Annotated in this window: 13 protein-coding genes; 2 read left to right on the forward strand and 11 right to left on the reverse strand. The window is 71.5% G+C overall.

Translation table 11 applies throughout. The features are described from left to right. Positions 1-593 (forward strand): hypothetical protein (locus KDM41_10105; protein MCB1183775.1); only part of this gene is annotated, 593 nt, incomplete at its 5' end. Positions 594-677: 84 nt separating this feature from the next. On the opposite strand, the gene KDM41_10110 is transcribed toward KDM41_10105, so the two are convergent. The 10 genes from KDM41_10110 to KDM41_10155 form a co-directional block, all read right to left on the reverse strand. Continuing rightward, positions 678-2,012 (reverse strand): peptidylprolyl isomerase, encoded by a 1,335-nt coding sequence (locus KDM41_10110; GenBank protein ID MCB1183776.1) that lies wholly within the window; start codon positions 2,010-2,012, stop codon positions 678-680. 25 nt (positions 2,013-2,037) lie between these two features. Then, on the reverse strand, positions 2,038-3,870 hold the full coding sequence (locus tag KDM41_10115; protein ID MCB1183777.1) for a peptidyl-prolyl cis-trans isomerase: 1,833 nt from the start codon (positions 3,868-3,870) through the stop codon (positions 2,038-2,040). Positions 3,871-4,128: 258 nt separating this feature from the next. Further along, positions 4,129-5,982 (reverse strand): peptidyl-prolyl cis-trans isomerase, encoded by a 1,854-nt coding sequence (locus KDM41_10120; protein ID MCB1183778.1) that lies wholly within the window; start codon positions 5,980-5,982, stop codon positions 4,129-4,131. Positions 5,983-5,984: 2 nt separating this feature from the next. Then, positions 5,985-9,506, reverse strand: coding sequence for a transcription-repair coupling factor (gene mfd, locus KDM41_10125; GenBank protein MCB1183779.1), 3,522 nt, complete (start codon positions 9,504-9,506; stop codon positions 5,985-5,987). Between the two features lie 60 nt (positions 9,507-9,566). Further along, a complete protein-coding gene (gene nifS, locus KDM41_10130) occupies positions 9,567-10,769 on the reverse strand; it encodes a cysteine desulfurase NifS (protein ID MCB1183780.1) in 1,203 nt (400 codons plus the stop codon). A 17-nt stretch (positions 10,770-10,786) separates the two neighbouring features. Further along, positions 10,787-11,704 carry a Fe-S cluster assembly protein NifU gene (nifU, locus tag KDM41_10135; protein ID MCB1183781.1) on the reverse strand — a complete coding sequence of 306 codons (918 nt, stop codon included), beginning with the start codon at positions 11,702-11,704 and terminating at the stop codon, positions 10,787-10,789. Between the two features lie 139 nt (positions 11,705-11,843). Next, positions 11,844-13,112, reverse strand: coding sequence for a hypothetical protein (locus KDM41_10140; protein MCB1183782.1), 1,269 nt, complete (start codon positions 13,110-13,112; stop codon positions 11,844-11,846). Positions 13,113-13,163: 51 nt separating this feature from the next. Next, positions 13,164-13,520: a hypothetical protein gene (locus KDM41_10145; protein ID MCB1183783.1), complete on the reverse strand. Its 357-nt coding sequence runs from the start codon at positions 13,518-13,520 to the stop codon at positions 13,164-13,166. A 40-nt stretch (positions 13,521-13,560) separates the two neighbouring features. Continuing rightward, the gene (locus tag KDM41_10150) at positions 13,561-16,119 is read right to left on the reverse strand and encodes an immune inhibitor A (GenBank protein MCB1183784.1); all 2,559 of its coding nucleotides are present in this window, start codon (positions 16,117-16,119) and stop codon (positions 13,561-13,563) included. A 106-nt stretch (positions 16,120-16,225) separates the two neighbouring features. Next, positions 16,226-21,247: a carboxypeptidase regulatory-like domain-containing protein gene (locus KDM41_10155; GenBank protein MCB1183785.1), complete on the reverse strand. Its 5,022-nt coding sequence runs from the start codon at positions 21,245-21,247 to the stop codon at positions 16,226-16,228. 371 nt (positions 21,248-21,618) lie between these two features. Between KDM41_10155 and KDM41_10160 the strand changes: the two genes are divergently transcribed. After that, positions 21,619-22,980 carry a hypothetical protein gene (locus tag KDM41_10160; GenBank protein ID MCB1183786.1) on the forward strand — a complete coding sequence of 454 codons (1,362 nt, stop codon included), beginning with the start codon at positions 21,619-21,621 and terminating at the stop codon, positions 22,978-22,980. Between the two features lie 43 nt (positions 22,981-23,023). On the opposite strand, the gene KDM41_10165 is transcribed toward KDM41_10160, so the two are convergent. Further along, positions 23,024-24,583, reverse strand: a 1,560-nt coding sequence (locus KDM41_10165) for a hypothetical protein (protein ID MCB1183787.1), incomplete at its 5' end; no start/stop codon positions are given.

Consider the following 24,583-nt stretch of genomic DNA (forward strand, 5'->3'; position numbering starts at 1 on the left):
CCGCGACCGCCGCCTACGCGGCCTGCCTCGCGGCCCACGGACCGGGCGCCACCCACCACCACGTGCGGGCGCAGCTGGGTCTGTGCCGCCTGGCCGTCGCCGCCGGCGATGCGGAGGCCGCGCGCAGGCGGGCCGAGGCGGCCCTGGCCCTCGCGCCGGCCGACGCGGAGGCGTTGCTGGTCCTGGTCTCCCTGACCGCGGCGCGTGGGGATTCCGCGGAGGCCGCGGCGTGGGCGCGCGCGCACGTCGCCCATCATCCGACGGCGACCGAGGCCGTGGCGGGCGCCCTGCTCGAGTGCGGCCTGGCCGAGGCAGCGGCCGCGGTCCTGGGTGACGGCCCGACCGGCGCCCCCGCCCTCGGCCTGGGTCTGCTCACCTGCGCGCTGGCCCTCGGGCGCGACCTGGAGCTCGATCTGGACCTGGACCCCGAGGCGGCCGATGCCGCTTTCCGCGCCTGGATCTCGCGTCTCTGGCGCAGCCGGCGCACCGACCTGATGGCCGCCTTCGCCGCCAACGCCGGCGCCGTGACCGGCGCCTTCCCGTGGCTCGAGGAGTTCCTCGCCGCCGAGACCGCCCGCCTGCGGGGCGGCTGATCGCCTCCCGGCGCGCCCCCCAAAAAAGGATCCGGCCCGCGGGGGGCCGGATCCTGGTCGTGCCTCGCGTCGGGGCGCCGGACGCTAGCCGCTCTTGTCGGCGATGAAGAACCGGGTGCGCAGCTCGGCCACGTAGTCGGCCAGCTTCGCCTCGATCTTCTCGTTCTCCACGACCTGGCGCAGGTTGTCCTTCAGCTCGTCGTAGGTGTACATGTGGCCCTGGGTGCGGGCGAGGAGCTTGAAGACGTACCATCCGGCCGGCGTGAGCACGGGCTCGGTGATCTGGCCCACCTCCACGCCGCCGAGGGCTTCCTGGAACTGGGGCGAGAGGTCCTCGAGGCGGAAGGTGCCGAGGGTGCCGCCGTTCAGCGCGCTGGCCGGATCGCCGCTGACCTCGTTGGCCACCAGGCTGAAGGCCTCGCCGCCGACCACCCGCCGGCGGGCGTCGTCGATGGCCGCCTTCGCCGCGTCGACGTCGGCCTGGGTGACCTCGATGGGCAGGAAGATCTGGCTGATGGCCCGCCGGTTGCCGTCCTGCAACGAGTCGACGCGCAGCAGGTGCACGCCCCGGCTCGAGACCACCGGCTCGCTCACCTCGCCCACCTGCAGGGCGAAGATGGCGCGATCGAGATTCGCGTCGAAGAGATCGCCCGGCGCCACGACGCCCACGATGCCGCCCCGCTTGGCGTTCGGGCCGCGCGAGAATTCCCGCGCCACGTCGGCGAACGAGCGCCCGGAGTCGAGGGCCGCCTGGATGCGCCGGACCTCGGCCTGAACCGCCTGCCGCACCTCGACCGAAGGCTGCACCGGGATCATGATGTCGGCGATGGTCAGGCTGTCCGGCTCGGAGGGCATCTGGTCGAGGTTGTCGAGGTAGTACTGGCGCACCTCGTTCTCGAGCACCTCGACATCCGGCCGGATGAACTTGCCGACGACCAGCCGCAGGTACTGCTGGTCCCGGAGCTGGCTGCTCATCCGGTTGCGGTAGTCGCCGAGGGTCATGCCGCTGCGCTGGAGCTCGCGTTCGAGGGCGTCCATGGAACCGAAGTGGTCGACGAACTGCTGGATCTTCTGTTCGACGCTCTGCCGGATGACCTCGTCGTCGACCTGCATGTCGGCCTGCCGGGCCGCGGCGATGATCAGCTTGCTCTCGATGAGCCGCTCGAGCATCTCGCGCCGGACGGTGGCCGGCTCCTCGGTCACCTTCTCGCCGGCGTACTCCTTCTCCAGGCGGTACAGCTCGATCTCGCGGTCGAGGTCGCTCTGCAGGATCGCCTCCTCGTCGACGATGGCGACGATGCGGTCGATGAGTTCGGGTTCGGCCTGGGCCGCCGCCCGTGCGGCGCCCGTCGCCAGCAGCGCGGCCACCAACAAGGCGGCCCAGCGGCGGGAGGGACCGTGATCCGGCGCAGGAATCATCACGTGCGTTCTCTCCTCGCGGTTCCTAGTGGGTCGGGGCCGACACCGCGACGTGCAGCTCGTCCCACGACTTCAGCGGGCCCAGGTTCTCGGGGAACTTCTCGATCGCGACCTGGGTCTGCCACTCGGCCAGGGCCGCCTGGAACGCCCGCTCGGCGAGGATGTTCCCCAGCCGCTGGTCGACGTTGTCGCGCACCTCGGACAGCTCGGGCTGACGCGGCGGGTGCACGGCGTCCAGGGCCACCACGGCGAAGCGGCCGTCCTCGGTGGGGAACGGATCGCTGACCGCCCCGATCTCCATGCCGAACAGGGCGTCGCGCAGGGCGCCGCGGCCGTCGGCGCGGATGCCCGTGAAGCGGCCGCCGCGGGACTTGTTCTCGGCGTCGGTGCCGCGGGCCACCAGGATCTCCCGCCAACTGGTGCCCGCCCGCGCCTCGTCCCGGGCCGCGAGCGCCGAAGCCTCGTCGGCGCAGACGACGAGCCGGCCGTCCCGCGTCTCGGGCAGGGCGTACTGGCCGCCCACTTCCGACCAGAAGGAATCACGCTGGGCGTCGGAGAGTTCGCCCTGGGGCATGACCGAGGTGTAGAGCTTGTTCACGAGGAGCTCTTCGAGCTTCTTGCGGACCGCGTTCACGGTGTCCGGATGCTTGTCGTAGCCGAGACGGACCGTCTCGAACCGCAGCAGGTCCTTGTTCACGTCAGTGTTGATGGCGCTGCGCAGGCCACCCAGCATCTGCGCCCGCTTGGGCCGCGCGAAGACGCTCATGTCGTCGAACCGGGCCTTGTACTGGCCGACGGTGACCTCGTGGCGGCCTTCCCCCGGCTGGTCGTAGGCGTAGAAGAGACGGTCGGCCGCCGCGGCGGGAACGTCCAGGGGCAGCAGATCCTCGCGCCGGACCGGATCCTGGGTGCCCGGATAGAAGACCTCCTCGCCCACCGGCAGGCCGGCGAAGACGATGGCCAGCGCCTCCTCGTCGAGCACGTAGTCGTAATGCTCCTGGGCCCGGGCCTTGAAGTCCTCCTGGGCCTGGCCCTTGGCGCGGGCCCGGAAGGTGTTCACGATGCGCTCGCGCAGGTCCTCGAAGGGCGGCAGTTCGACGTCCTTCTCCTCGAGCACCTTCACGACCCAGTAGCCGAACTCGGTCTTGATGGGCTCGGAGACGCCGCCGATCGGCGTGGCGAAGATGGCACCGTCGAATTCCTCGCTGTAGCGGCCGAAGGGCACGCTCAGCGCGTACTCGCCGTTCGGGTCGGGATCGCCGGCATGGAACCGGGAGGCGACCTCGAGCCAGTCCATGCCGCCGAGGGCCGCCGCGCGGGCCTCCCGCGCCTGGTCGACGTAGTCGGTGATGACGTACTGGCAGGTCCGCGCGTGCTTCATCTTGGCATAGTGCGCGCGGAGCGTCTCCTCGGACGGGTCGGGCACGTCGGCCTTCAGCTCGTGCGCCCACATGACCTGCTCGCCCTCGTATCCGCTAAGGCTCTCGCGCGCCCCGACGATCTGCGGATCGGAGGCGAACTTCTGCTGGGCCACCTGATACATGACTTCCTTGGTGATGAGCGAGCCCAGGAACTTCTCCTTGCCCTCGAGGCCGGCCATGTCGAGCACCTCGCCGTTCTCTCCCCGCGGCAGTTCGTCGCGCTCGAGCCTGGCCAGGCGGTCCTCGTAGTAGTCGGCGCGGATGGCCGTGTCGCCCACGCGGGCCAGGATCGCGGACGTGTCGCCGGAGCCGGACTCGCCGCCCGATCCGCAACCGGTCGCCAGGACCGCGGTCGCCGCCAGGATGAGGGTGAGGATCCGCAGCGACGCCGTCGGGCGCGCGGGCGTCGGGTTCGGGCGGTTCAGGGCGCGGCGCATCGGTACTCCTCGGGGTCTCGGGTCGTGGTGCCGGGGGGCGCTCCCGGACGCAAACACGCAGCCGGCCTCGCCGGCTGCCGTCCAGCCACCGCAAGGGGTGGCCGAGGCGGAATTATAGGGCCCGCAAGGGCGGATTCGCCAGCAAAAACCCCTGCGCGGGCCTGCCAACCCGGGTCGCTCGGCGAAGTTCCCGTCGTCCGGAAACGGCGACGGCGCGGGCTCGGGCCCGCGCCGTCGTGTGCATCGGGTCGCGCCGCGTCAGGGGCGCGGAATGTAGCGGGGCACCACGTTGTCCGGCACCGGCGTCTCGTGGATCTCGTCCCAGGACGGCAGATCGGCGAGGTTCTCCTCGTGCAGTTCGATCACGATGTCCCGGCGCCAGCCCGCCATGAGCCGGTCGAGCTGGGTCCGCTCCCGGTCGCGCCGGATCCGCACGCCCGCCGCCTCGGCCGACGCGACCTTGTCCGGCGCGGAAGGCGGCCGGACCTCGTCCAGGCGGGCCACGGCGAAGCGGCCTTCGTCCAGCTCGAAGACCTCGCTGACCTGGCCGGGCTCCATGGCGAAGAGGAGGTCGCGGAGGGCTCCCTCGCCATCGGCCCGCACGCCGAGCAGGCGCCCCTGGCGCTCGCGGTTGACCGCATCGCTGTCGTAGCGCGCGACGATCTGGTCCCAGTCGACACCCTTGAGCGCCGCCTCCCGGGCCTCGTTGGCGAATTCCTCGACCAGGCAGACCACGAGGCGGCCGTTGCGCGTCTCGGGCAGTTCGAATTCGGCGCTGTGCAGGGTCCAGAACGAATCGAGCTGGGCCGCCGTGACCCGGCGATCGATGTCGAGGGCCTCGTCCTTCAATTTCTTGATGAGCATCTCCTCGATCTTCGCCTCGACCCGGATCTGCACGCCGGGGTCCTGCGGATAGCCGCGCTGGTCGGCCTCGAAGGTGAAGAGGGCCTTCTCCACCTCGGCGGCGACCATGGCACGCAGACCCGCGATGAGCCCCTCCCGCGTCGGGCGCTGGGATCCGGTCATGCGGTCGAACTTCACCTTGAAGTCGCCGACGGTGTAGACCCGCTCGATGCCCTCGGGGGTCTTGTAGTGGTAGAAGGGCGATTCCATGGCGACGGTCGAGACGTTCAGCGGCGGCAGCTGCTCGCCGGTCAGGCTGCGCTGGTCGGCCACGGTGCGCGGCAGACCGTCGTACACCGTCTGCAGGGCCGCGGACTCGATCACGAAATCGTAGTTCCTGTGCACCGTCTCGCGCATCTTGGCCTGCAGGCGCCGGATGTTCCGCCGGCGGATGTGGTCGAGGATGCTGGCGCGGGCCTTCTCGACGGGCGGCCGGCGACCGGCCTTCTCCGATTCCACCTGGACGATCAGGTAGCCGTAGCTCGTCTGGACAGGCTCGGTCACCTCGCCGATGCCGACGCCGTAGACGGCGTCCTCGACCTCGACCTTGTAGCGCCCGAAGGGGATCTCCAGGACGTACCGGCCCATGGGATCCTCCTGGCCGGTGTGGTAGCGCGCCACCACGTCCTCCCACGGCGTGCCCGCGAGGGCCATCGTCCGCGCGGCCTGGGCGTTCTCCAGGAAGTCCGTCACCAGGATCCGGCCCGTGCGGGTCGAGCCCATCTTCTCGTAGTAGGCGTCGAACTGCTCGGTGGAGATGAAGCCCGCCGGCTCGTTGATCTCGTCCCGCCACAGGGCCATGCCCGCCTCGTACGCCGTCAGCGAACTGCGGGCGTGGGCGATGTCCTGCCCGGCGCCGTAGCCGAGGGCCTCGGCCGTCTGGGCCAGGACCTGGTTGTCGACGAGGTGGTCCAGGAAGGCGCGCCGGCCCGCCGGCGTCGACGTGTCCAGAAGCTGCCCGTCCTCGCCCCGGGGCAGGTCCTCGGCCGCCGTGAGGGCCAGCCGCAGACGGTAGGTCTGCGACGTGATGGGGACCTCGCCCACCTTGGCCAGCAGCACCGCATCGGCCTCGGCGCCGGACTTGTCGCCGCCGCCGCAGCCGGCCAGGAGCACGAGTCCGGCCAGGGCGGCCAGGACCGGGAGGAGGAGCCGGAAACCGGCCCGGGAACGGCGGGAAGAGGGCGCCAGGGGACGCAGCGAGCGGGACATGCTTACTCCTTGCCGGACAGCTCGGCCAGCCGGTCGAGCATGACGGACGCCACGACCAGTTGCTCCTCCCTGGCCGCAGGCACTTTCATGATGAATTGTTCAACGGCCTTGAATTGAAGGCCTTTGGGACCTGTTTCCAACAAGCCCTGAATAATAGGGGCCGGGGGCTCCTGCCCGCCAGCGAAAAAGAAATCGAGGCCCTGCCGGCCGCCCTTGATCTCGTCGATGCCCAGGGCGCCGGCCCGGATGCGCAGGCTCTGGATCTTCAGCAGGTTCTCCACCGCGGGCGGCAGCTGCCCGTAGCGGTCGCGGAACTCGTCCCGCAGGCGCAGGCAGGCGGCCGCCTTGCGGGTGCGGGCGACGCGGCGGTAGAGGTCCATCTTCTGCTGGGCGTCCCCGACGTAGTCGTCGGGCAGGTAGGCCGAGACGCGCAGCTCGACCTTCACGTCGAGCGGTGCAACGCCGCCGCCGCCCTGGAGTTCCGCGACCGTTTCCTCGAGCAGGCGGCAGTAGAGGTCGAAGCCGATGGCCTCCATGTGGCCGTGCTGCTCCTCGCCGAGCAGGTTGCCGGCGCCGCGGATCTCGAGGTCGCGCATGGCGATGTGGTAGCCCGAGCCCAGGGCCTGGAACTCCTCGAGGGCCGCCAGGCGCCGGCGGGCGTCGGCGGTGAGCCGTTCGCCGGGCGGGGTCATCAGGTAGGCGAAGGCGCGCTGGTTGCCGCGACCGACCCGTCCGCGCAGCTGGTAGAGCTGGGCCAGCCCGAAGCGGTCGGCGCGGTCGATGATGATCGTGTTCACCCGCGGCATGTCCAGGCCCGACTCGATGATGGCGGTGGCGACGAGCACATCGAACTTCTGGTCGAGGAAGTCGGTCATGATGTGCTCGAGCTTCTCCTCCTTCATCTGGCCGTGGGCCCAGGCGACGCGCACGTTCGGCAGGAGCTCGCGGATGAGCTGGGCGGTGCCCTCGATGGTCTGCACCCGGTTGTGCACGAAGAAGACCTGGCCGCCCCGGTGCAGCTCGCGCAGGATCGCCTCGACCAGGGTCTGCTTGCTGAAGGCGCACAGTTCGGTGTGGATGGGCAGGCGGTCGCGCGGCGGCGTGTTGATCAGGCTCATGTCGCGGGCGCCGGCGAGGGCCAGGTAGAGGGTGCGCGGAATGGGCGTGGCGCTGAGGGTCATGACGTCGACCAGCCGGCGCAGTTCCTTCAGGCGCTCCTTGTGCTTGACGCCGAAGCGCTGCTCCTCGTCGACGATCAGGAGGCCGAGGTCCTTCAGCTTCACGTCGCGCGAGAGGAGGCGGTGGGTGCCGATGAGCACGTCCACCTTGCCCGTGGCCGCGCGGGCGAGGATCTCCTTCTGCTCGGCGGGCGACCGGAAGCGGCTGAGGGTCTCGACCTTGACCGGGAACTCGCGGAAGCGCTCGCCGAAGGTCTCGCCGTGCTGCTGGGCGAGCAGGGTGGTCGGGCAGAGCACGGCGACCTGCTTGCCGGCCAGGACCGCCTTGAAGGCCGCCCGGATGGCCACTTCGGTCTTGCCGAAGCCCACGTCGCCGCAGACGAGGCGGTCCATGGGCTGGGTGTCCTCCATGTCGCGCTTGGTGTCGGCGATGGCCGTGAGCTGGTCGGGTGTCTCGTCGTAGAGGAACGACTCCTCGAGGGCCCGCTGCAGCGGCGCGTCGGGCGGGAAGGCGAAGCCCGGCCGGGCCGCGCGGGCCGCATAGAGCTCGATCAGCTCGGCCGCCATGGCCCGGATCGCCTTGCGCGCCTTGCCCTTGACCTTCAGCCAGCTGCCCGAGCCGAGGCGCGCGAGCGGCGGGTTGGCCCCCTGGTCGGAGCTGTAGCGCTCGACCTGGTCGATGTTCTCGACCGGCACGTAGACGAGGCCCTCGTCGGCGTATTCCACCTGGAGACACTCGCGCTCCACGCCTTCGACGGTGATCACCTTCAGGCCCCGATAGCGCCCGATGCCGTATTCGAGGTGCACGACGAACTCGCCCGGCACCAGCGACGCCCGCTCCTTGACCAGGCCGCTGCTGCGGTGGCGCACCCGGGTGGGCCGGCGGTAGCGCTCGAAGAACTCGTGGTCGGTGAGCAGGGCCACGCGGGCGTCGGGCCAGGTGAAGCCGGCGCTGAGGCTCCCGACCCGCGGCCGGGTGGCGGGTGGGCGGTCGTCGACGTCGTCCAGCAGCTCGGCCAGCCGGTCGGCCTGGCCGCGGTTGTCGCAGGTGAGCAGCACGGTCTGGCCCGCGGCCTCGCGGGTGCGCAGGTCCTCGCGCAGGCGCGCCACGTCGCCGCCCCGGAGCTGCTGGCCCGTCGTCGCGAAGGCCAACTGGGCGACCGGATCGCGGTCGAGCCAGCGGGCGTTCTCGTCGCCGGCGATCCAGCCGCCGGTCACCCACAGGTGCTGCAGCCGCGGCAGGGCGAGCTCCGCCGCCGGGGCCACGAGCTCGGCCACTTCCGGCAGGGCCGGTTCGCGTTCGAGGCGGCCGGCGCGCAGGCGGGGGATCTCGCCATCGAGCAGCTCGGACTGCTCGGACAGGCGGACCGGATCCCACCAGAACACGGCGCCGCCCGCGGGCAGGTAGTCGGCGACCGTCGCCACCGGACCGGTCCAGGGCAGGTAGGTCTCGAGGCCGTCGTCGGCGAGGCGGTCGTCGAGGCGGGCCTCGAGGTCGTGGATGAAGTCGGGATCGGCGTCGGCACCCGCCGCAGCGAGGGCCTCCTCCGTCCGGCCCAGCACCGCCAGGACCGCGTCGTCGTCGAGGAGCAGGTGGCTGACCGGCAGCACGAGCGCCTCGTCGCCCCTGGTGGTGGTGCGCTGGGTCTCCACATCGAAGCGGCGCAGGGAAACGATCTCGTCGTCGAAGAACTCGATGCGCAGGGGTTCGGCGCCCGGAGTGAAGACGTCGAGCAGGCCGCCGCGGCGGGCGAAGTCGCCCACCTTGGCCACCATGCCCGCCGGGCGATAGCCGCGCCGGGCGAGCTCGAGGCAGAAAGCGTCGACGTCGACCCGCTGGTCGACCTTCAGGCGCAGCGCCGCCCGTTCGAGGGTGCCCGGGGCGATGATGCGCTGCCGCAGGCCGCTGATCGATGTGACGACGATCTGACGGCCTCCGGCCACGAGGCGCTGCAGGCCGTCCATGAAGTCGCCCACCATGGCCGGCTCGGGGCTGTTGTGGTCGAAGGCGAGGACTTCCTGCTGGGGCAGATGCACGACGTTGTCCGGGCCGAGCCACGCCTCGAGGTCGTCGGCGAGCTGGTCGGCCGACTGCCGGTCGGGGGTGACGACGAGTCCGGTGCGGCCCGCCGCGTGGAACCATCCCGCCAGGAGCAGGGCGCCGGCGCCGCCGTACAGGCCGGACAGGAGCACCGGGCCGTCCGGGCCCGGCTTGAGGGCGGACTCCACCCTCGCGACGGCCTCGAAGAGGCCCTCGCCCGCGACGTGGTCGGCGAAGGTGGCGTGCAGCAGCCCGCGTCCCCGGTCGGGAGCGCCGGTGCCGCCCGCGGCGGCGTGGTCGTCCATGGGCCTTGTCGTGACGGGGCCGCGCGGATCGTCGCCGCGGGGCCCGGCTGCGCAACCCGGTCAGAAGGTGGCGCGGTTCTCGTTGAAGGGCGTGATCATGCGCAGCCGCTCGATGATGGGCGGCAGGGCCCCGATCACGTAGTCGACCTCGGCCTCGGTGTTGTACCGGGAGAGGCTGAAACGGATCGAGCCGTGGGTCAAGGTGAACGGAAGTCCCATGGCCCGCAACACGTGGCTGGGCTCGAGGCTGCCGCTGGTGCAGGCCGAACCGCTGCTCGCGGCCACCCCGACCCGGTCGAGCAGCAGCAGGATGCCCTCGCCCTCGATGTAGCGGAAGCTGATGTTCGTCGTGTTGGGGAGGCGGCCCACCGGATCGCCATTGGCCTGGCAGTCGGGGATCGCCGCGAGCAGCCCCTGCTCGAGCCGGTCCCGCAGGGCGCGCACCCGCGTGTTCTCCTCGTCGATGTGGACCGCGGCGAGCTCGCAGGCCACACCCAGGCCGGCGATGCCGGCCACGTTCTCGGTGCCGGCGCGGCGCCCCCGCTCCTGGTGACCGCCCACCACGAGGGGACGCAGCTTGGTCCCCTTGCGCACGTAGAGCGCACCGACGCCCTTGGCCGCGTGCAGCTTGTGTCCGGAGAGGCTGAACAGGTCGATCGGCGCGGACTTCAGGTCGAGCGGCAGCTTGCCCGCGGCCTGGACCCCGTCCACGTGGAAGACCGCCCCCCGCTCCCGGACCAGCGCGCCCGCGGCGGCCACGTCGAAGATCACGCCGGTCTCGTTGTTCGCCATCATGATCGAGACGACGGCGGTGTCGTCGCGCAGGGCGCCGCGGAGTTCGTCCAGATCGAGGTGGCCGGCGCCGTCCACCTTCAGGTAGGTGACCTCGTAGCCCTCGCGCTTCTCCAGGTCGCGACACAGACCCAGGACGGCCGGATGCTCGACCTCGGTGGTGATCAGGTGCCGCTTGTCCGGATGGGCGCGCAGCGTGCCCACGATGGCCAGGTTGTCGGCCTCGGAGCCGCCGCCGGTGAACACGATCTCCGCCGGCTGGGCCGCCCCCAGCAGGGCCGCGACCCGTTCGCGGGCGCGCGCGAGCTCGTCGCCCGCACGGGCGCCGAAGCGGTGCATGCTGCTGGGGTTGCCGTAGTGCTCGGTCAGCAGCGGCACCATGGCCGCGAGCACCTCGGGGGCCACCGCCGTGGTGGCGTTGTTGTCGAAGTAGACGCCGCGCTCGGGCGGGCTCGGGAGGCCTTCGGTCATGCTGAACGACGTGCTCATCAGTGGTTCACCTCGACGACCTGCAGCGAATCGGCGACGAACTCGCGCAGCTTCTCCTCCACGATTCCCTTGATGGTCGCGTCGGACTTGCGGCAGGCGGCGCAGGCCCCGGTCAGCCGCACGTAGACCCGGCCGTGCTCGTAGCGCACGAGTTCGATGCCGCCGCCGTCGGCGCCGAGGGCCGGAACGACCTCGTCGTCGAGCACCGCGCGGATCCGGGCGACCACGCCGGCGTCGGCGGGCGCGTGGGCCACCTCCGGTCGCGGCGCCAGGGGCGCCAGCTCGACCAGGCCGCCGGCAGGCGCCGGCGGCGCGGTCGCCGCGGCGTCGGCCGCCGCGAGCTTCTCCCAGCAGTCGCGCAGCAGGTCGCCCAGGTCGTGGTGGCAATCGGTGCAGCCGCCGCCCGCCTTCGTGAAGTTCGTCACATCCTCGATTTCCGCCAGCCGGTGGGTGAGGATCGCGTCGCGGACGGTCTCCTTCGTGACCTGGAAGCAGTGGCACAGGAGCGTCGACTGCTGCAGGAGGCCGCAGGGCACGTCGCGCCCCTGCTTCCGGAAGTAGTCGACCATGGCGGCCTCGAGGGCTTCCCGCCCCATGACCGAGCAGTGCATCTTCTCGCGGGGCAGGCCGTCGAGCTCGGCGGCGATGTCCTCGTTGGTGATGCGGGCGGCCTCCTCGAGGGTCTTGCCCCGCACCATCTCCGTCAGCACGCTGCTGCTGGCGATGGCACTGCCGCAGCCGAAGGTCTGGAAGCGGGCCTCGGCGATGCGGCCGTCGGCGTCCAGGCGGAAGCTGAGCCGCAGGGCGTCGCCGCAGGCCATCGAGCCCACCTCGCCGATGCCGTCGGCGTGATCGACCTCACCGACGTTGCGGGGATTCATGAAGTGGTCGAAGACCTTTTCGGAGTAGTTCCACATGGCCGTTCTCCACGGGTCCGGGGGCCGTTGCCGGGAAGGGACACGCGAAAGGTAGGATCATAATAGTGGTTTTTCAAAGACAAGGTGGCCCCCGGGAGCACCCCCGCCGCAGCGGGATGGACCCGGGGGCCGCGTGGGTTCAGGGCAGGAGCGTCACCCGCCGCAGGGCGGGGCCGTCCGGGCCCGCCAGACGGATGAGATAAACCCCTGCCGCGACGCGGTTTCCCGCCTCGTCACGGCCGTTCCACGCCCAGCGGTGGGGGCCGGCGGCCAGCGGACCGTCCTGCAGGAGCGCGATGCGGGCGCCCCGCAGATCGTAGACCGCGAGCCGGGTCGGGCCGGCGGCGGCCAGCTCGTAGGCCAGTTCCACGCGGGGGTTGAATGGATTCGGCCAGGCCCGCAGGGCCGCCGCCCCGGGGACGCGATCGGGCACGGCGCTCACGGAGGCCGGATCGAGCCGCATGGCCAGCAGGTCCTTGCCCGTCGCGCCGGCGTAGGCGTACCCGGTCACGAAGACGGTGCCGTCGGCGGCCACGACGACGTCTCGCGCCTGGTCGGACGCGGAAGACGGGCCGTCGTAGCGGTGGGACCAGGTCTGCAGGCCCGTGTCGGGGGCGAAGCCCACGGTCGCCACGTCCCAGTCGGTGCCCGAGCCGTCGCTCAGGCCGGCGACCACGATGGTGCCGTCGGCGGCGACGCCGAGGCAGGTTCCCACGTCGTACCAGCCCGGCGGGCCGTCGTAGCGCTCGCCCTCCCAGACCAGGGCGCCGTCGGCCGCCGCGAACTTCAGGAGCATGTAGTCGTAGTTCCACCACACGTCCTGGACACCGCAGACGAGCAGGTCGCCCGCCGCGTCGAGGGCCAGGCCGCGCGGATCGTCACCGCCGTGGGTGGCGCCGTCGTAGCGGACGGACCAGGTCGGTGTCCCGGTCGCGCCGGCGAGGCGGTGCAGGGCCGTGTCGTAGCCGTTGGCGCCGAAGACCCGCGCGCAGACCGCGACGTCGCCGCCGGCGAGGTTGGCCAGCCAGTGAGCGGCCGAGGCGATGTCGGCCACCGCGTCGGGGAGTTCCCGGTCCCAGATCAGGCCGCCGTCGGAAGCGTCGAGCTTGCGGACCACCGTGGCGGCGACCCCGCCCGCGTTCTCGACGACCCCGGCGATGACGGGATGGCCGTCGGCGCCCACGACCACGTCCCAGGCGGCGTCTTCGACCAGCCCGGTGCCGCCGCGCAGGGCGGTCCAGGCCACGTTCCCGTCGGCGGCGTCGAGCCGCATGGCGAACATCTCGTTGCCGGCGCCGGTGACGAACTTGCGGCCGGCGCAGTAGGCGTTGCCGGCGGCGTCGACGGCCAGGGCCATGACGGCCTCGTCGAGTCCTTCGGCGCTCGCGTAGTGTCGGGACCAGACCAACTGCCCGGTCTCACCGTCCAGTTTCAGGACGATGATGTCGTCGCCCTGGCCTCAGCCGACGCAGCCGCGGATGAAGCCGGCGACGAGCAGCTGGCCGACCGAGTCCCAGGTCATGTCCGTGACGGCCACGTCCTTGTCGTCGTAGCCCTCGTAGCGATAGGACCAGAGGGCCGTGCCATCGGCCCGGTCCAGCTTGCGCACGTAGAGATCGGCGCCGCCGGTGGCCTCGGTCGACTCGCCGGCCACGACCGGGTGGCCGTCCGGGGCGACCCGGACCAGCCAGCCGTCGTCGTTGAACTGGGCGCCGCCGTCGTGGAGCACGCTCCAGCCGAGGGTCGGCGGATCGCCGGCCGCCGCCGCCGACGCCAGCACCAGCCCGACCGCGAGCAGCCATCCGCTTCGTCGCATCGGTCGTCCTTTCCGCCGGCGCGGGCCGGCCGGTCGGTCGCTACTTGATCAGGCTGAGCCGCGTGACGGCCTCGTGCCCGCCGTCGGCCCGCAGACGCGCGAAGTAGACGCCGCTGGGGACCCGGCGCCCGGCGGCATCGGTGCCGTCCCACGTCGTGCTGTGCTCGCCGGCCGCGCGGTTCGCCGCCACGAGGGTGCGGACCCGCCGGCCCTGCAGGTCGTAGACCGCCAGCTCGACCGCACCCGCCCGCGGCACCGCGTAGCGCAGCGTGGCGCGGGGGTTGAAGGGGTTCGGCCAGGCCGAGACCGCCACCACCGGCGCCGGCAGGTCGGGCCCGCCCGACGCGACCTGCTGGCGAATGACCTTCAGCTCCACGTCGTCCACGAAGAAGCCCGAGTAGTTGATGCTCGTGTCGCTGGCGAGGCGGAAGCGGAAGCGGACATCGGTCTCGCCGAGCCAGGGCGCGAGGTCGATGCTGTTGAGCACCCAGCTCGCGCGGGTGCCGTCGAAGACGGGCTTGCCGGACGGCGACTGGCCGCCCTGGCCGCTGCTGGCGTGGGTGTAGGCCGTGGCGAGCGGCGTCCAGGAGGCGCCGCCGTCGTCCGAGACCTCGCAGTAGGCACCGTCCCAGACGGCCTCGATCTCCCAGCGGGCCCAGAAGCTGAAGGTGCCCTCGAAGGCCCCGCTCAGGTCGGCGCCGGCGGCCATGGCCCAGGTCGTGTTGGCGTTGTCGGCGTAGTTGGCGCCGGGGCTGTCGTTGATGCTGTTGGCCGAGGCGTGCCCCGTGGCGGGAACGCTCGGGCCCCAGGATCCCGCCCAGTTCCCCGTGCCCGACTCGAAGTCGTCGCTGAAGAGGACGACCTCCTCGGCCTGCCCGAGCTGGAAGTCCTGGACCACCGGCACGGCGCCCACCGTCACCTGGGCCGACGCGCCGACGTAGCCGGTGCTCACGGCCTCGAGGCGGTAGTCGCCGTAGACCAGGTTCACGCTGTAGGCGCCCGCGGCGTCGGTGTTCACCGCGGTCACCCAGGTGTTCAGGGGCTCGGTGTAGACGTGCACCTGGGCGGCGAGGCCCGTGCCGCCGAGATCGGTCACGACGCCGGTCACGTCGCCGTGCGCCACCGGCTGCAGCACCACGTCCAGCACCGTGGGCGTGCCCCAGGTCGTGGCCACGCCCGTGACCGTCTGCGTGATGTAGCCGTAGGCGCTGTAGGTGATGTCGTAGGTGCCCGTGTCGAGCAGCTTGTAGTAGTCGCCGTGGTCGGGATCGGTGTGCACGGGCATGGCGTTGCCGACGACGGTGATCGTGGCGTCCAGGGGCAGGCCCGTGTCGCTGCCGGTGACGACGCCGTTGACCCCGTAGTGGCTGGCGTCGATGAAGTCGAGCAGGCTCTGGCGGTTGTCGGCCCAGTAGCCGTCGAGGGTCGACTCGGCGGGCCACTTCGTGTTGGAGACCTCGATGGTCACGTCGACGCAGTCGGTCTGGTCGTAGGACCAGTCCTGCAGGCAGCCGGTGGTGACGTACCAGTCGGCGCCGTTGGTGATGCCCTGCGGGAAGCTGCCGTTGTACATGGGCAGGTTCTGGGTCGAGTACTCGAGGCTGAGCTGGATCAGGGCGTCGTTGTCCGGCGCGAGATCGTAGGTGTAGTCCCAGGGGTAGTTCACGACGAGCGCGCCGCCGTGGCCGTTCTGGCTGATCACGAAGTGGTGGTTCTGGGAGAAGGTCATGAACTGCTGGGTCTCGATCTCGCGCGACGGATGGGTGCCCGCCGGCAGCTCGAAGTTGCGGTTCAGGTCGACCCCGTTGGCGTTGTAGCGCGTGTTGGCCGCGGTGCCGTCCGGGTTGTACGACGGCAGGATCGTGATCTCGGTGTGATCGAGCAGGGCGGTGATGTCCTCGTGGCCGGGCTGGCCGTAGTTCTCGACGAGCTCCTGGGCCAGGGTGAACAGCAGGTACATGGGCACGACCTCGTCGCCGTGCATGGTGCCGGAGAGGCGCACCTCGGGTTCGGCGGCCGAGTTCTGCACGTCGGCCGAGATGGTGATGCCCCACAGGTCGCGGCCCTGGACCGACTGGCCCCAGGTGAAGTCGCGGCAGAGATTCGGGTAGAGCGTCGCCAGCTCGGCGAAGCGGGCGCCGATCTGGGCGTGGGTCGGGTAGGTGCCCTTCTCGCCGACCTTGGCGGCCTTGCCGCCGGCCGCGTACTGGGCGAGCCAGCGGGCCTCGGTGGCTTCGCGCCCGGCCCGGTCGTGGTCGGGCAGGACGGTGACGGCGTAGCCGGCCGCGGCGAGCCGCGCCGCCTCGGCGTCGGTGACCCGGGGTTCGAAGACCAGGTGGAAGTGCTTGGGATCGGTGTAGACGATCCGGATCTGCTCCCGGTTGAAGGAGGCGATGGGCACGGTGGCCAGCAGCTCGTCCAGGGCGGCGTGGTCGGGCAGCTCGATGCGGACGGGCGCGTCGTTCCAGGTGGCGATCTCCCACAGGGGCAGTCCCTTGGCGTCGCGCGGGGGAACCGGGGCCGCGACGGCCGAGGCCGCCAGGGCCAGCAGGAGGAGGACGGCGAGGGTGGGCCGCTTCGTGATGCGCAGGGTTGTCATGTTCCAGCCTTCCGGAGCGTGGGCGGGTTCCTCCCCGCCGGGCGGTCCGGACGGGAAGACGGCGGCGGCCGGCCCGCAAGGGTCGACCGCCGCCCGGTACACTATTCTACTTCACCAGCATCATCTTCTGAACAGCAAAATCCCGGTCGGTGCGGACCCGCACGTAGTACGCGCCGCTGGCGACCCGGCCGCCGCTCTCGTTGGTGCCGTCCCAGACCACGGTGTGGGCCGCGGCGGGGCGGTTCTCGTCGACCAGGCGTTTCACCAGGCGTCCGGAGACATCGAAGATCTCCACGCGGACGTGCCCGGGGCGCGCCAAGTCGAAGTGGATGTTCGTCATGGGGTTGAACGGGTTGGGATAGTTCGGGTGCACGGCGAAGGTCCGGGGCAGCCCGCCCTCGAACGTCGCCTCGACCTCGTCGATCATCATCTCGGCCCCGCCCTGGACCAGGGCGTAGGAGTAGACGACGACCGTCCCGGCGGTCAGGCCCTCGCCGCTGTCGACGTAGCGCAGGTGGCCGTCGCCGACGGGGATCATCGCCTCGTTCAGGCGCACCCGCACGCCGTCGCCGGCGCGCCGGTACACGTTGAAGCCGTCGATGCCGGCGGGCACGACGCTCCACTCGAGCAGCATGCCGCCGCTCGTGTTCGAGACCATCAGCGGCTCGAGCACGGCCGCGACCGGCCCCTCGTCGTAGACCAGGTGCAGGCACCAGGAGTTGAAGGTCCCCGTGTCCCCGCCGGCGTTGTCGCTGATGGTCAGGGTCCACTCGCCCTCCATCTCCTCGCCGAAGAAGGCCGCGAGGTCCTCGGCCGGCGTCAGTTCGGCCGGGTACCAGCCGATGAGGTCGTCGGCGCTGCTGCCGGTCCGGTTGTGCAGCACCACCGCGGTGCCCGTCGGCGAGGTCAGCGTGGCGATCAGGTCGCCGCGCCAGGTGTGGGTCACGTCCACGTAGACCGCGACCTCGGACACGGTGCCCGCGACCGCCACGTCGACGACGTCGCTGAACGCGGCGTTGTCGGTGATCGGCAGGTTGGGCGCGCTGCACAGCTCCAGCTCGGAGATGGGCATCAGGACCAGGTCGACCCCGGTCCGCTGCTCGCCGTCGGCCAGCGTCACCTCGACCATCTGGGTGCCCCAGTTGGCCTTCTCCGCCTTCACGGTGTAGGTGCCCGCGTACAGGCCGGACAGGGTGTAGGTGCCGTCCGGGCCGGTCGTGACCGAACCGCCGTTGGGAGTCGCCGAGACGGTGATGCCGGCGTAGTCGGCCCCGCCGGCCAGCAGCGCCTGGCCGCTGATCGAGCAGTTGCCCACCTCGGGGGTCATCAGCCACAGGACCGCGTTCTCGAGCAGCGAATAGCGGCCCTGGTCGACGGCCATGTAGTTCCAGGCGAAGTAGACAATCTGGCCGCCCTCGGGCGCCGGGTTCGGATCGTAGGTGATCACGCTGGCGTCGGTCGGGTACGTGGACCAGTTCATGGGCATGGCCGCGTCCGGCAGCGGCACCATGGCGTCGCTGTCGCCGTAGCCGGCGTAGGTCAGGGTCAGGGGCACGCAGGCGTTGTTGGGGTGGTTCATCATCCACGCCGTGTCGTCGGCCACGGTCACGTTGCCGCTCTCGTCGTGGTTCCAGTCGTTGGAGTGCAGCACCCAGGTCGCGAACTCGGTGTCGCCGTACTGGTCGTAGCCCAGTTCGCCGCCCTCCAGCAGCAGGTGGCCGCCGGCCTGGGCGAAGTCGATCAGGGCCGCCTTCAGGGCCGTGTTCGCCAGCGTCGTCGTGTTGTCGCCGCAGCTGAGGATGACCAGGTCGTAGTCGAAGAAGCTGTTCACATCGACGTCGGCGGCGCCGGCCGTCGTCACGAAGTAGCCGATCGACTCGAGGTCGGCCGCCATCTGCGCGGCGCTCTTGGCGCCGTCCGAGACGTAGGCCTCGGCCAGCAGCACGTCGCCCTGCTTGCCGCCGAACTTGGCCGGCTTGGCCGCCGCGCCGCCGTCGTCGATGAGCAGGAGGTCGCCGCTCGTGGCGGCGAGGGCGAAGTTCTTCACCACCGTGGCCTGGTTGATCGTCATGACGATCGAGGCCGGCACGTGGTGCCACGCCCGCACGCGGATCTCGTAGGCGAAGTACGGCAGGGCCGAGGTGGCGAAGGTGCCGTCCGGCGCGCAGGTCGTCTCTGTGTAGAGCTCGCCCGTGTCGGTGCGGTACACCTTCACCGTGCCCTCGAGGGGCTCGTAGGTGTCGGCGTCGATGACCGTGCCGCTGAGCACGCCGCTCGGCGCGGCGACCAGGTCGGCGTCGAAGACGTTGGCGCCGTAGTTGACGAAGACCGCCTGCTCGGAATGCAGGTAGCCGAAGTGGTCGATGACGAGGGAATAGTCGTCCACCAGCACCTCGGCCGGGCCGGCGTAGGTGCCGTCGGCCGCCGTCTGGACGCTGAACTCCGTGCCGCCGAACTGGTCGACCAGCCGGACGGTGACGCCGGCCAGCGGCGCGCCGCCCGTGGTGACGGTGCCGGCCACGGTGCCGTAGGCCTCGATGACGTCGAAGGTCTCGGTGTAGAGGTCGTAGCCCGGGATCGCGATGATGCCCGTGACCTGGCCGAGGCCGGCCGGGGTGATCTCGAGGCTGGTGGCGTCGGTGTCGAGCAGCGTGCCGTCGGGCAGGATCGCCGCGAGGGTGCCGCCCGTCTTGGCCGAACCGGCCGTCAGGGTGCCCGGCAGGTTCAGGGCGAAGGCGTCCGAAAGGCCGATGCCCGTGGCGACCGTCAGGTCGGGGGCGGTCAGGGTGGCCGCGTTGACCGTGACCTGCTCGGTGAACAGGCGGTAGGTCTCGGCCGGGTCCTGGCCCACGATGTCCAGCGTCGGGCCGTAGGCCGCATTCACGCTGATCACCGCGACGCCGTTGGCGTCGGTGGCCACCGGGGCGGTCTGGTAGTACAGGCCCTCGGCCCACACGTCGATGCCCGGCTGCGGCGTCGTGCCCGCGGCGTCCATCACCGTCACGGTGATGTCCGTCGGCGTGTTCACGTCGATGGCCAGCGGGTCGATGGTGACCGTGGCCGGCACGATGACGTTCAGGTCGGCCAGGTAGGGAATCCGGTTCTGGGCCGTGACGACCATCTTCAGGGGCACGCCCGGGGTCAGCAGGTCGAGGTACGCGATCTCGAGGCTGCCGCCGGCGCCGACGGTGCCCGCACCCACCAGGACGCCGTCCTGGGTGAGGCCGACGTAGCTGCCGGGATCGGCGGTCACGACGAGGCTGGGCGTGCCGACGAAGACCGTCGCCTGGTGCCCGACCGTGTTCGCCACGGGGGCGATGTAGGTCGACAGGCTCGGGTCGCCGAGCAGGTTGTAGATGTTCCAGTAGTACTCGATGCGCGACGAGCCGGACTCCATCACCGCCAGGTTGCCGGCGAAGATGTAGGCGTCGTTGGTCACGTACCACGTGTCCTCGGACTCGCCGTTCTCGTGGAAGATGCCGTCGTAGGCGCCCATGCCGGTCGAAGCCACGGGCCAGGCCGTGCCGTCGATCTGGCTGCTGGGATGGAAGCCGACGCCCCACCAGTAGTCCTCGTCCCAGTAGGTCGAGTTCGAGCCGCCGATGTAGCCGACAACGCCCTTGTTGGCGGCGCGCAGGAAGGTCTCGCCGAAGCACTCGCCGTAGTCGTAGGTCGACGTCAGGCAGCAGTTGCCGATGGCCAGGCCGTACTTGCCGTCGTTGGTCATGCCGTTGATGTCGGACTGGCCCATGGCCGGGTCGTACCAGCCGGTCTCGCTGCCGTGGGCCGTGTAGTTGATCAGGGCCACGCCGTCGTTGACGGTCTGGATGATCTCCGCCTCGACCGCGCCGCTGCTGGCCGGGTAGAGGTAGGTGTTGCTGGTGATGCCGTGGGACAGGTTGAAGTAGTGCTCGGTCCCGTAGTTGATCTGGCCGTTGCCGTGGGTCGGCGCCCAGCCGCTGTCGACGCCGGCGATGAGCGTCACCGTATCGAGGTAGCTCGGGTCGGCCATGGTGAACTGGTCGTAGACCATGGTCTTGTCGAGCTGGGCCTGGAGCTGGCTCGGGTTGGTCGCGCTGAAGCGGCCGTAGTACATGTCCGGCACCAGGTCGCCGTCGACGGCGCAGTAGGGCCGGTCGGTGGCGTCACCCGCGAGGGTGAAGGTGGGCATCTCGGCCACGTCGCCCACGAAGAGCACGAAGCTCGGCGCGGGCAGCTCGGGCGTGGCGTTGTTGTACAGGCCGTGCAGGTAGGCCTGGATGCTGGCGCTGGTCGTGCCCACGTCGGGCGTGCCGGTCACGGCGAGGATGGTGTGGAAGCCGCGCTCGGTCTTCCAGGCGACGAAGTCCTGGAGCTGGGCCGCGAAGGCGGGCGGCGTGACGATGACCATGGTCACGACGTCGCGCACGCGGTCGGGGTAGCTGTCGTGGAAGCCGGCGACCCCGGCGACCCCGTCGTAGAGGTGCTCGAAGAAGGGACTGTAGGTGCGGGCGATCAGGTCACCGGCCGCCTGGGCGTCGGCCCCGTCGTACACCACGGAGACGTCCATGCTCGTGACGATCTCCAGTTCGCCCGTGCCCGGGAAGTAGGCCACCGGCGAGATCTCCAGCCGGGCGAGATCCATGGCGCGCAGGCGGCCCTGGGGCACCAGGTTCACCAGCTCGCGGCGGACCTCGTACTGGCCATAGGCGGCGTTGTCGAAGGCGAAGGGCACCGATGCGGGGTCGGCGCTCTTGGAGAGGCTCGGCTGCGCCGGCATGATGCGGGCGTCGATGCCGTAGTCGGCCAGGCTGACGCGGGTGGTGCGCACGTTGGCGACCTCGAGCCGGGCCTTGGCGCCGAAGGGCACGGCGACGAGACGGTTCATCATCGGCAGTTCGGGTTCGCCCTCGATGTGCGAGGAGTGGAAGCCGGGAATGACCAGGCGGGTGAAGCCGCCTCCCTTGGTGTTCACGTCGATCGTCTCGATGCGCCCGATCTCGACCTTGAAGTCGAGGCGGTCGAGCCCGTCGCCCGTCGTTGCGAGACGCGAGGCGTCCCCCGTCAACGGAATCGTCGCCGCCGAGGCGAGGCCGGCCGTCAGCAAGGCGGTCAGCCAGACGAGGTGCAGCAGTCTGGATCGCTTCATGTGTCCCCTCCCGAAGTCACGGTTCCCGGTGATCAGTTGTGGAAAGCAGAAAACGGCGGGCGATGGCAGGGCTCGCATGCGTGCTCAGCGGTGTCGATCTCCCACTCGCTCCCGAGTGTACATGACCGGCGGGGAGTTGTGAGGGGTTTTTCGAATAAACATTCTCAAAAAAGTGCATTTCTGTGATTTTTGACACCAAGTCATGCGTTAATTTTGCATATTCAATTTCGTACCAAATCAACCCGATTGCCGGCAACGACTTCAATGACGGGGTGGGCGACATCCGGTCTTGCCCTGCCCGGGGGGAGTTGCGGTATCATGATGCGCGACCACACCACCCCTGACCCGGACCGCTGCGAGGAAGACGCGCCGTGAACCATCTGCCGCCCAGCCCGCGCCGGACCCTCCCGGTCCCCCTCGTCCTGGCCCTCGCGCTCGTGGCGGCGTCCTCCGCCCGGGCCGCCGGCGTGACGTTCACGGCGGCCGACCCGGGCGCGGTCGTGCCCAGCGGTGCCCTGCACACCATCGACACCGTGATCCGCAACACCGGCGCCCTGCCCGACACCTTCACCGTGCGGGTGGTGGACGCCCGCCCGGCAGCCTGGGCCATCTCCCTCTGCGAGGGTGCGTTCTGCTACCCGCCCTACGTCGCGGAGATCTCGGTCCCTCTCGCGCCCGGCGCCGACTCAGTGATGGAGGTCGACGTCTTTCCGGGCAGCGTCGCCACGGGCTGCCCCTTCTCCATCTCGGTGACCAGCGGGCGCGACCCGCTCGTCGCGGCGGAGCTCGACTTCAACGTGGTCACGCCGGGTGCCGATGTCCTCGTCGTCACCGACGCGGCGGACGTCGACGGCTCCGCCTGCGTGGCCGCCGCCGCGGCGGCCGGACGCACCGCCCTGCTCTGGCGACGGCACCGCCCCGGCCCCCTCGCCAGCGCCGAGATGGCCCTGGTCGGCAAGATCCTCTGGTGCACCGCGCCGGACGGGGCCGGCATCACGGCCACGGACTTCGGGCCCCTCGCCTACCATGTGCAGCACGGGGGCCGGATCGCCTTCTGGGGCCAGAACCTCGTCAGCGCGGCCTGTGATCCGGCGAGCCCCCACTGGTCGGCGCAGGGCGTGGCGTGGTTCGATCTGGTGCTGGGAACGGGCTGGGCGGCCAGCGCCGGCGGCGACGGCACCGTGGTCGGCGTGCCGGGCGACGCCCTGGGCGACGGGTATTGGGGCGGCCTTGCGGCGGCGTGCGACGCACCGGACATCCTGGCGGCGGCCGGCGGTGACATCTGTCTCCGACACGGCGACGGCACGCCGGCGGCCGTGCGCGGCTTCTACGGCACGGGGCGCACGGTGACCGTCGCCTTCGCGCCGGGCGAACTGGCCACCGCCGGTGCGCGCGACGCGCTCGTGGCGGCCGTCCTCGACTGGTTCGACACCCCGGCGGCGGCGCCGTTGCCGGGATCGGACAGCCGCTTCGCCCTCGCACCGAATCCGGGCAACCCGCGCACGGTCATCAGCTGGTCGCGGGCCCGCGCGGGGCAGCTGCGCATCAGCCTGCACGACGTGGCCGGCCGCCGCATCGCGGTCCTGCACGACGGGCCGGCCCCCGCCTCCGGCCGGACGACCTGGTCGGGCCGGGACGCGGCGGGACGCGACGTGCCTTCGGGAATCTATCTCTGCCGCATCGTGGAAGCGGACGGCCGGGCGACCGTCCGCAAGCTCACCCTCGTGCGCTGATCCCCCGCCACCCGCCGGTTCCCCCTTCGCGCGGCCCGGGTCGTCAGGCCCGGGCGCCGCGTCCCAGCGCGAGTTCCGCCACCAGCAGCAGCACCGCCGCCGCCAGCAGCCACGGGGTCAGGTCGCGACCGCCGAGCACGGCCATCAGGGCGGCCGGACCGTCGGCGCCCAGGGAAGCCCGCGGGGCGAGCCCGGCCGCCGCGAGCAGACGGCCGTAGTCGTCCGGCGTGTGGAGCGCCAGGGCCGATTCGGCCGGGGGCGTGCCGACCGCGGCCACGCCGGCCGTGTCGCCGCCGGCGCGGAAGAACACCAGGCCGGCGCGATCGGCGACGCCGCCGTCGAGACGGGGCGCGCCCCCGCGCCACGTCACCGCGGCGGGTCCCAGATCCGTGCCGTCGGCGGCGACCACGCGCAGGGCCTCGGTGCGTTCGAGCAGGTCACGCACCTGGCGGTCGTGGGGCCTCAGCACGAGTTCGTCGCCGGCCTCGGGATGCGCGGCCGCCGCGCCGCCGCCGGCCAGCCAGGCGACCAGGCGCTGCAGGAACGGCAGGGCCATGGGACTGCCCGGCAGGTCGCCCGCGGCGGGCTGCAGGTGCGCGGCCACGACCACGGCCCGGCCGGCGCCCACGTCCCGCTCGATCACCAGCGGGTCGTCGCCGGTCAGGGCCACCAGCACGCGCCCCTCCCCTTCGGCGAGACGGAACCAGCGGCGCCAGGCGATCTCGCCGAAGGTGGTCAGGGCCGCGGGCTCGAGGCCGCGAAACACCGGATGGTCCGGCGCGAGCACCCGGGAGCGCTCGCCCGGCGCCGCGACCGCCGCGAAGCCGACGGCCGTGGGCAGGCCCAGGGCGGGCAGCAGGGTGTCGCCGAGCCAAGCCGTGAGCTTGGGGTCGCCGACGATGAACACCGCCTGCCCGCCGTCGGCGAGCCAGGCCTGCAGGCCTTCCTGCACGCGCCGGCCGAGGGGATCCGGATCGACCAGCACGACCACGTCGGCGGCGGTGATGTCGCCGGTGGTCAGGTCGGCCGTCGGCACCATCCGCGTGCGGAAGACCGAGGCGCCGGATCCGGGCGCCAGGGCCTCGGCCAGGTAGCGCCGCCCGCCCCGGCCGCCGATCCCGTCGCGGGGCTGGTCGGCCCCGTGGGCGATGAGCACGTCCAGGACCGCGGGCACCTCGAGCACGAACGCCCGGGAGTCGTCGGCGGGGAGGGCGTCCGTCTCCTTGCGCACCGCGCCGGGATGGCGGCCCGTCGTCGGGATCGTCAGGGGGAAGTCGAGGGTCACCGCACCGTCGGCCGCCGCCCCCGTGACCGCCTCGCCCACCGGACGGCCGTCGAGTTCGAGCACGAAGATCTGTTCGTTGAACTCCGGCCGCACCGTGGCCCGGATGGTCACGTTCTCGCCCGGCCGGACTGCGCGCCCCGGCAGGTCGACGGCCAGCACGGCGCCGCCGGCCGCGGGTTCGCCCACCTGGTGCAGCAGGAGGTGCACCTCGCCTGTCTCGCGCAGGCGCCGCACGGCGGGGGCCCAGCCCGCGGCCGCCGCGCCGTCATCCTGCAGGTCCGAGACGAGGATCATCTGCACCGGCGCGCCGGGCGCCCG

Source organism: bacterium (assembly GCA_020440705.1).
Classification (GTDB): domain Bacteria; phylum Krumholzibacteriota; class Krumholzibacteriia; order LZORAL124-64-63; family LZORAL124-64-63; genus JAGRNP01.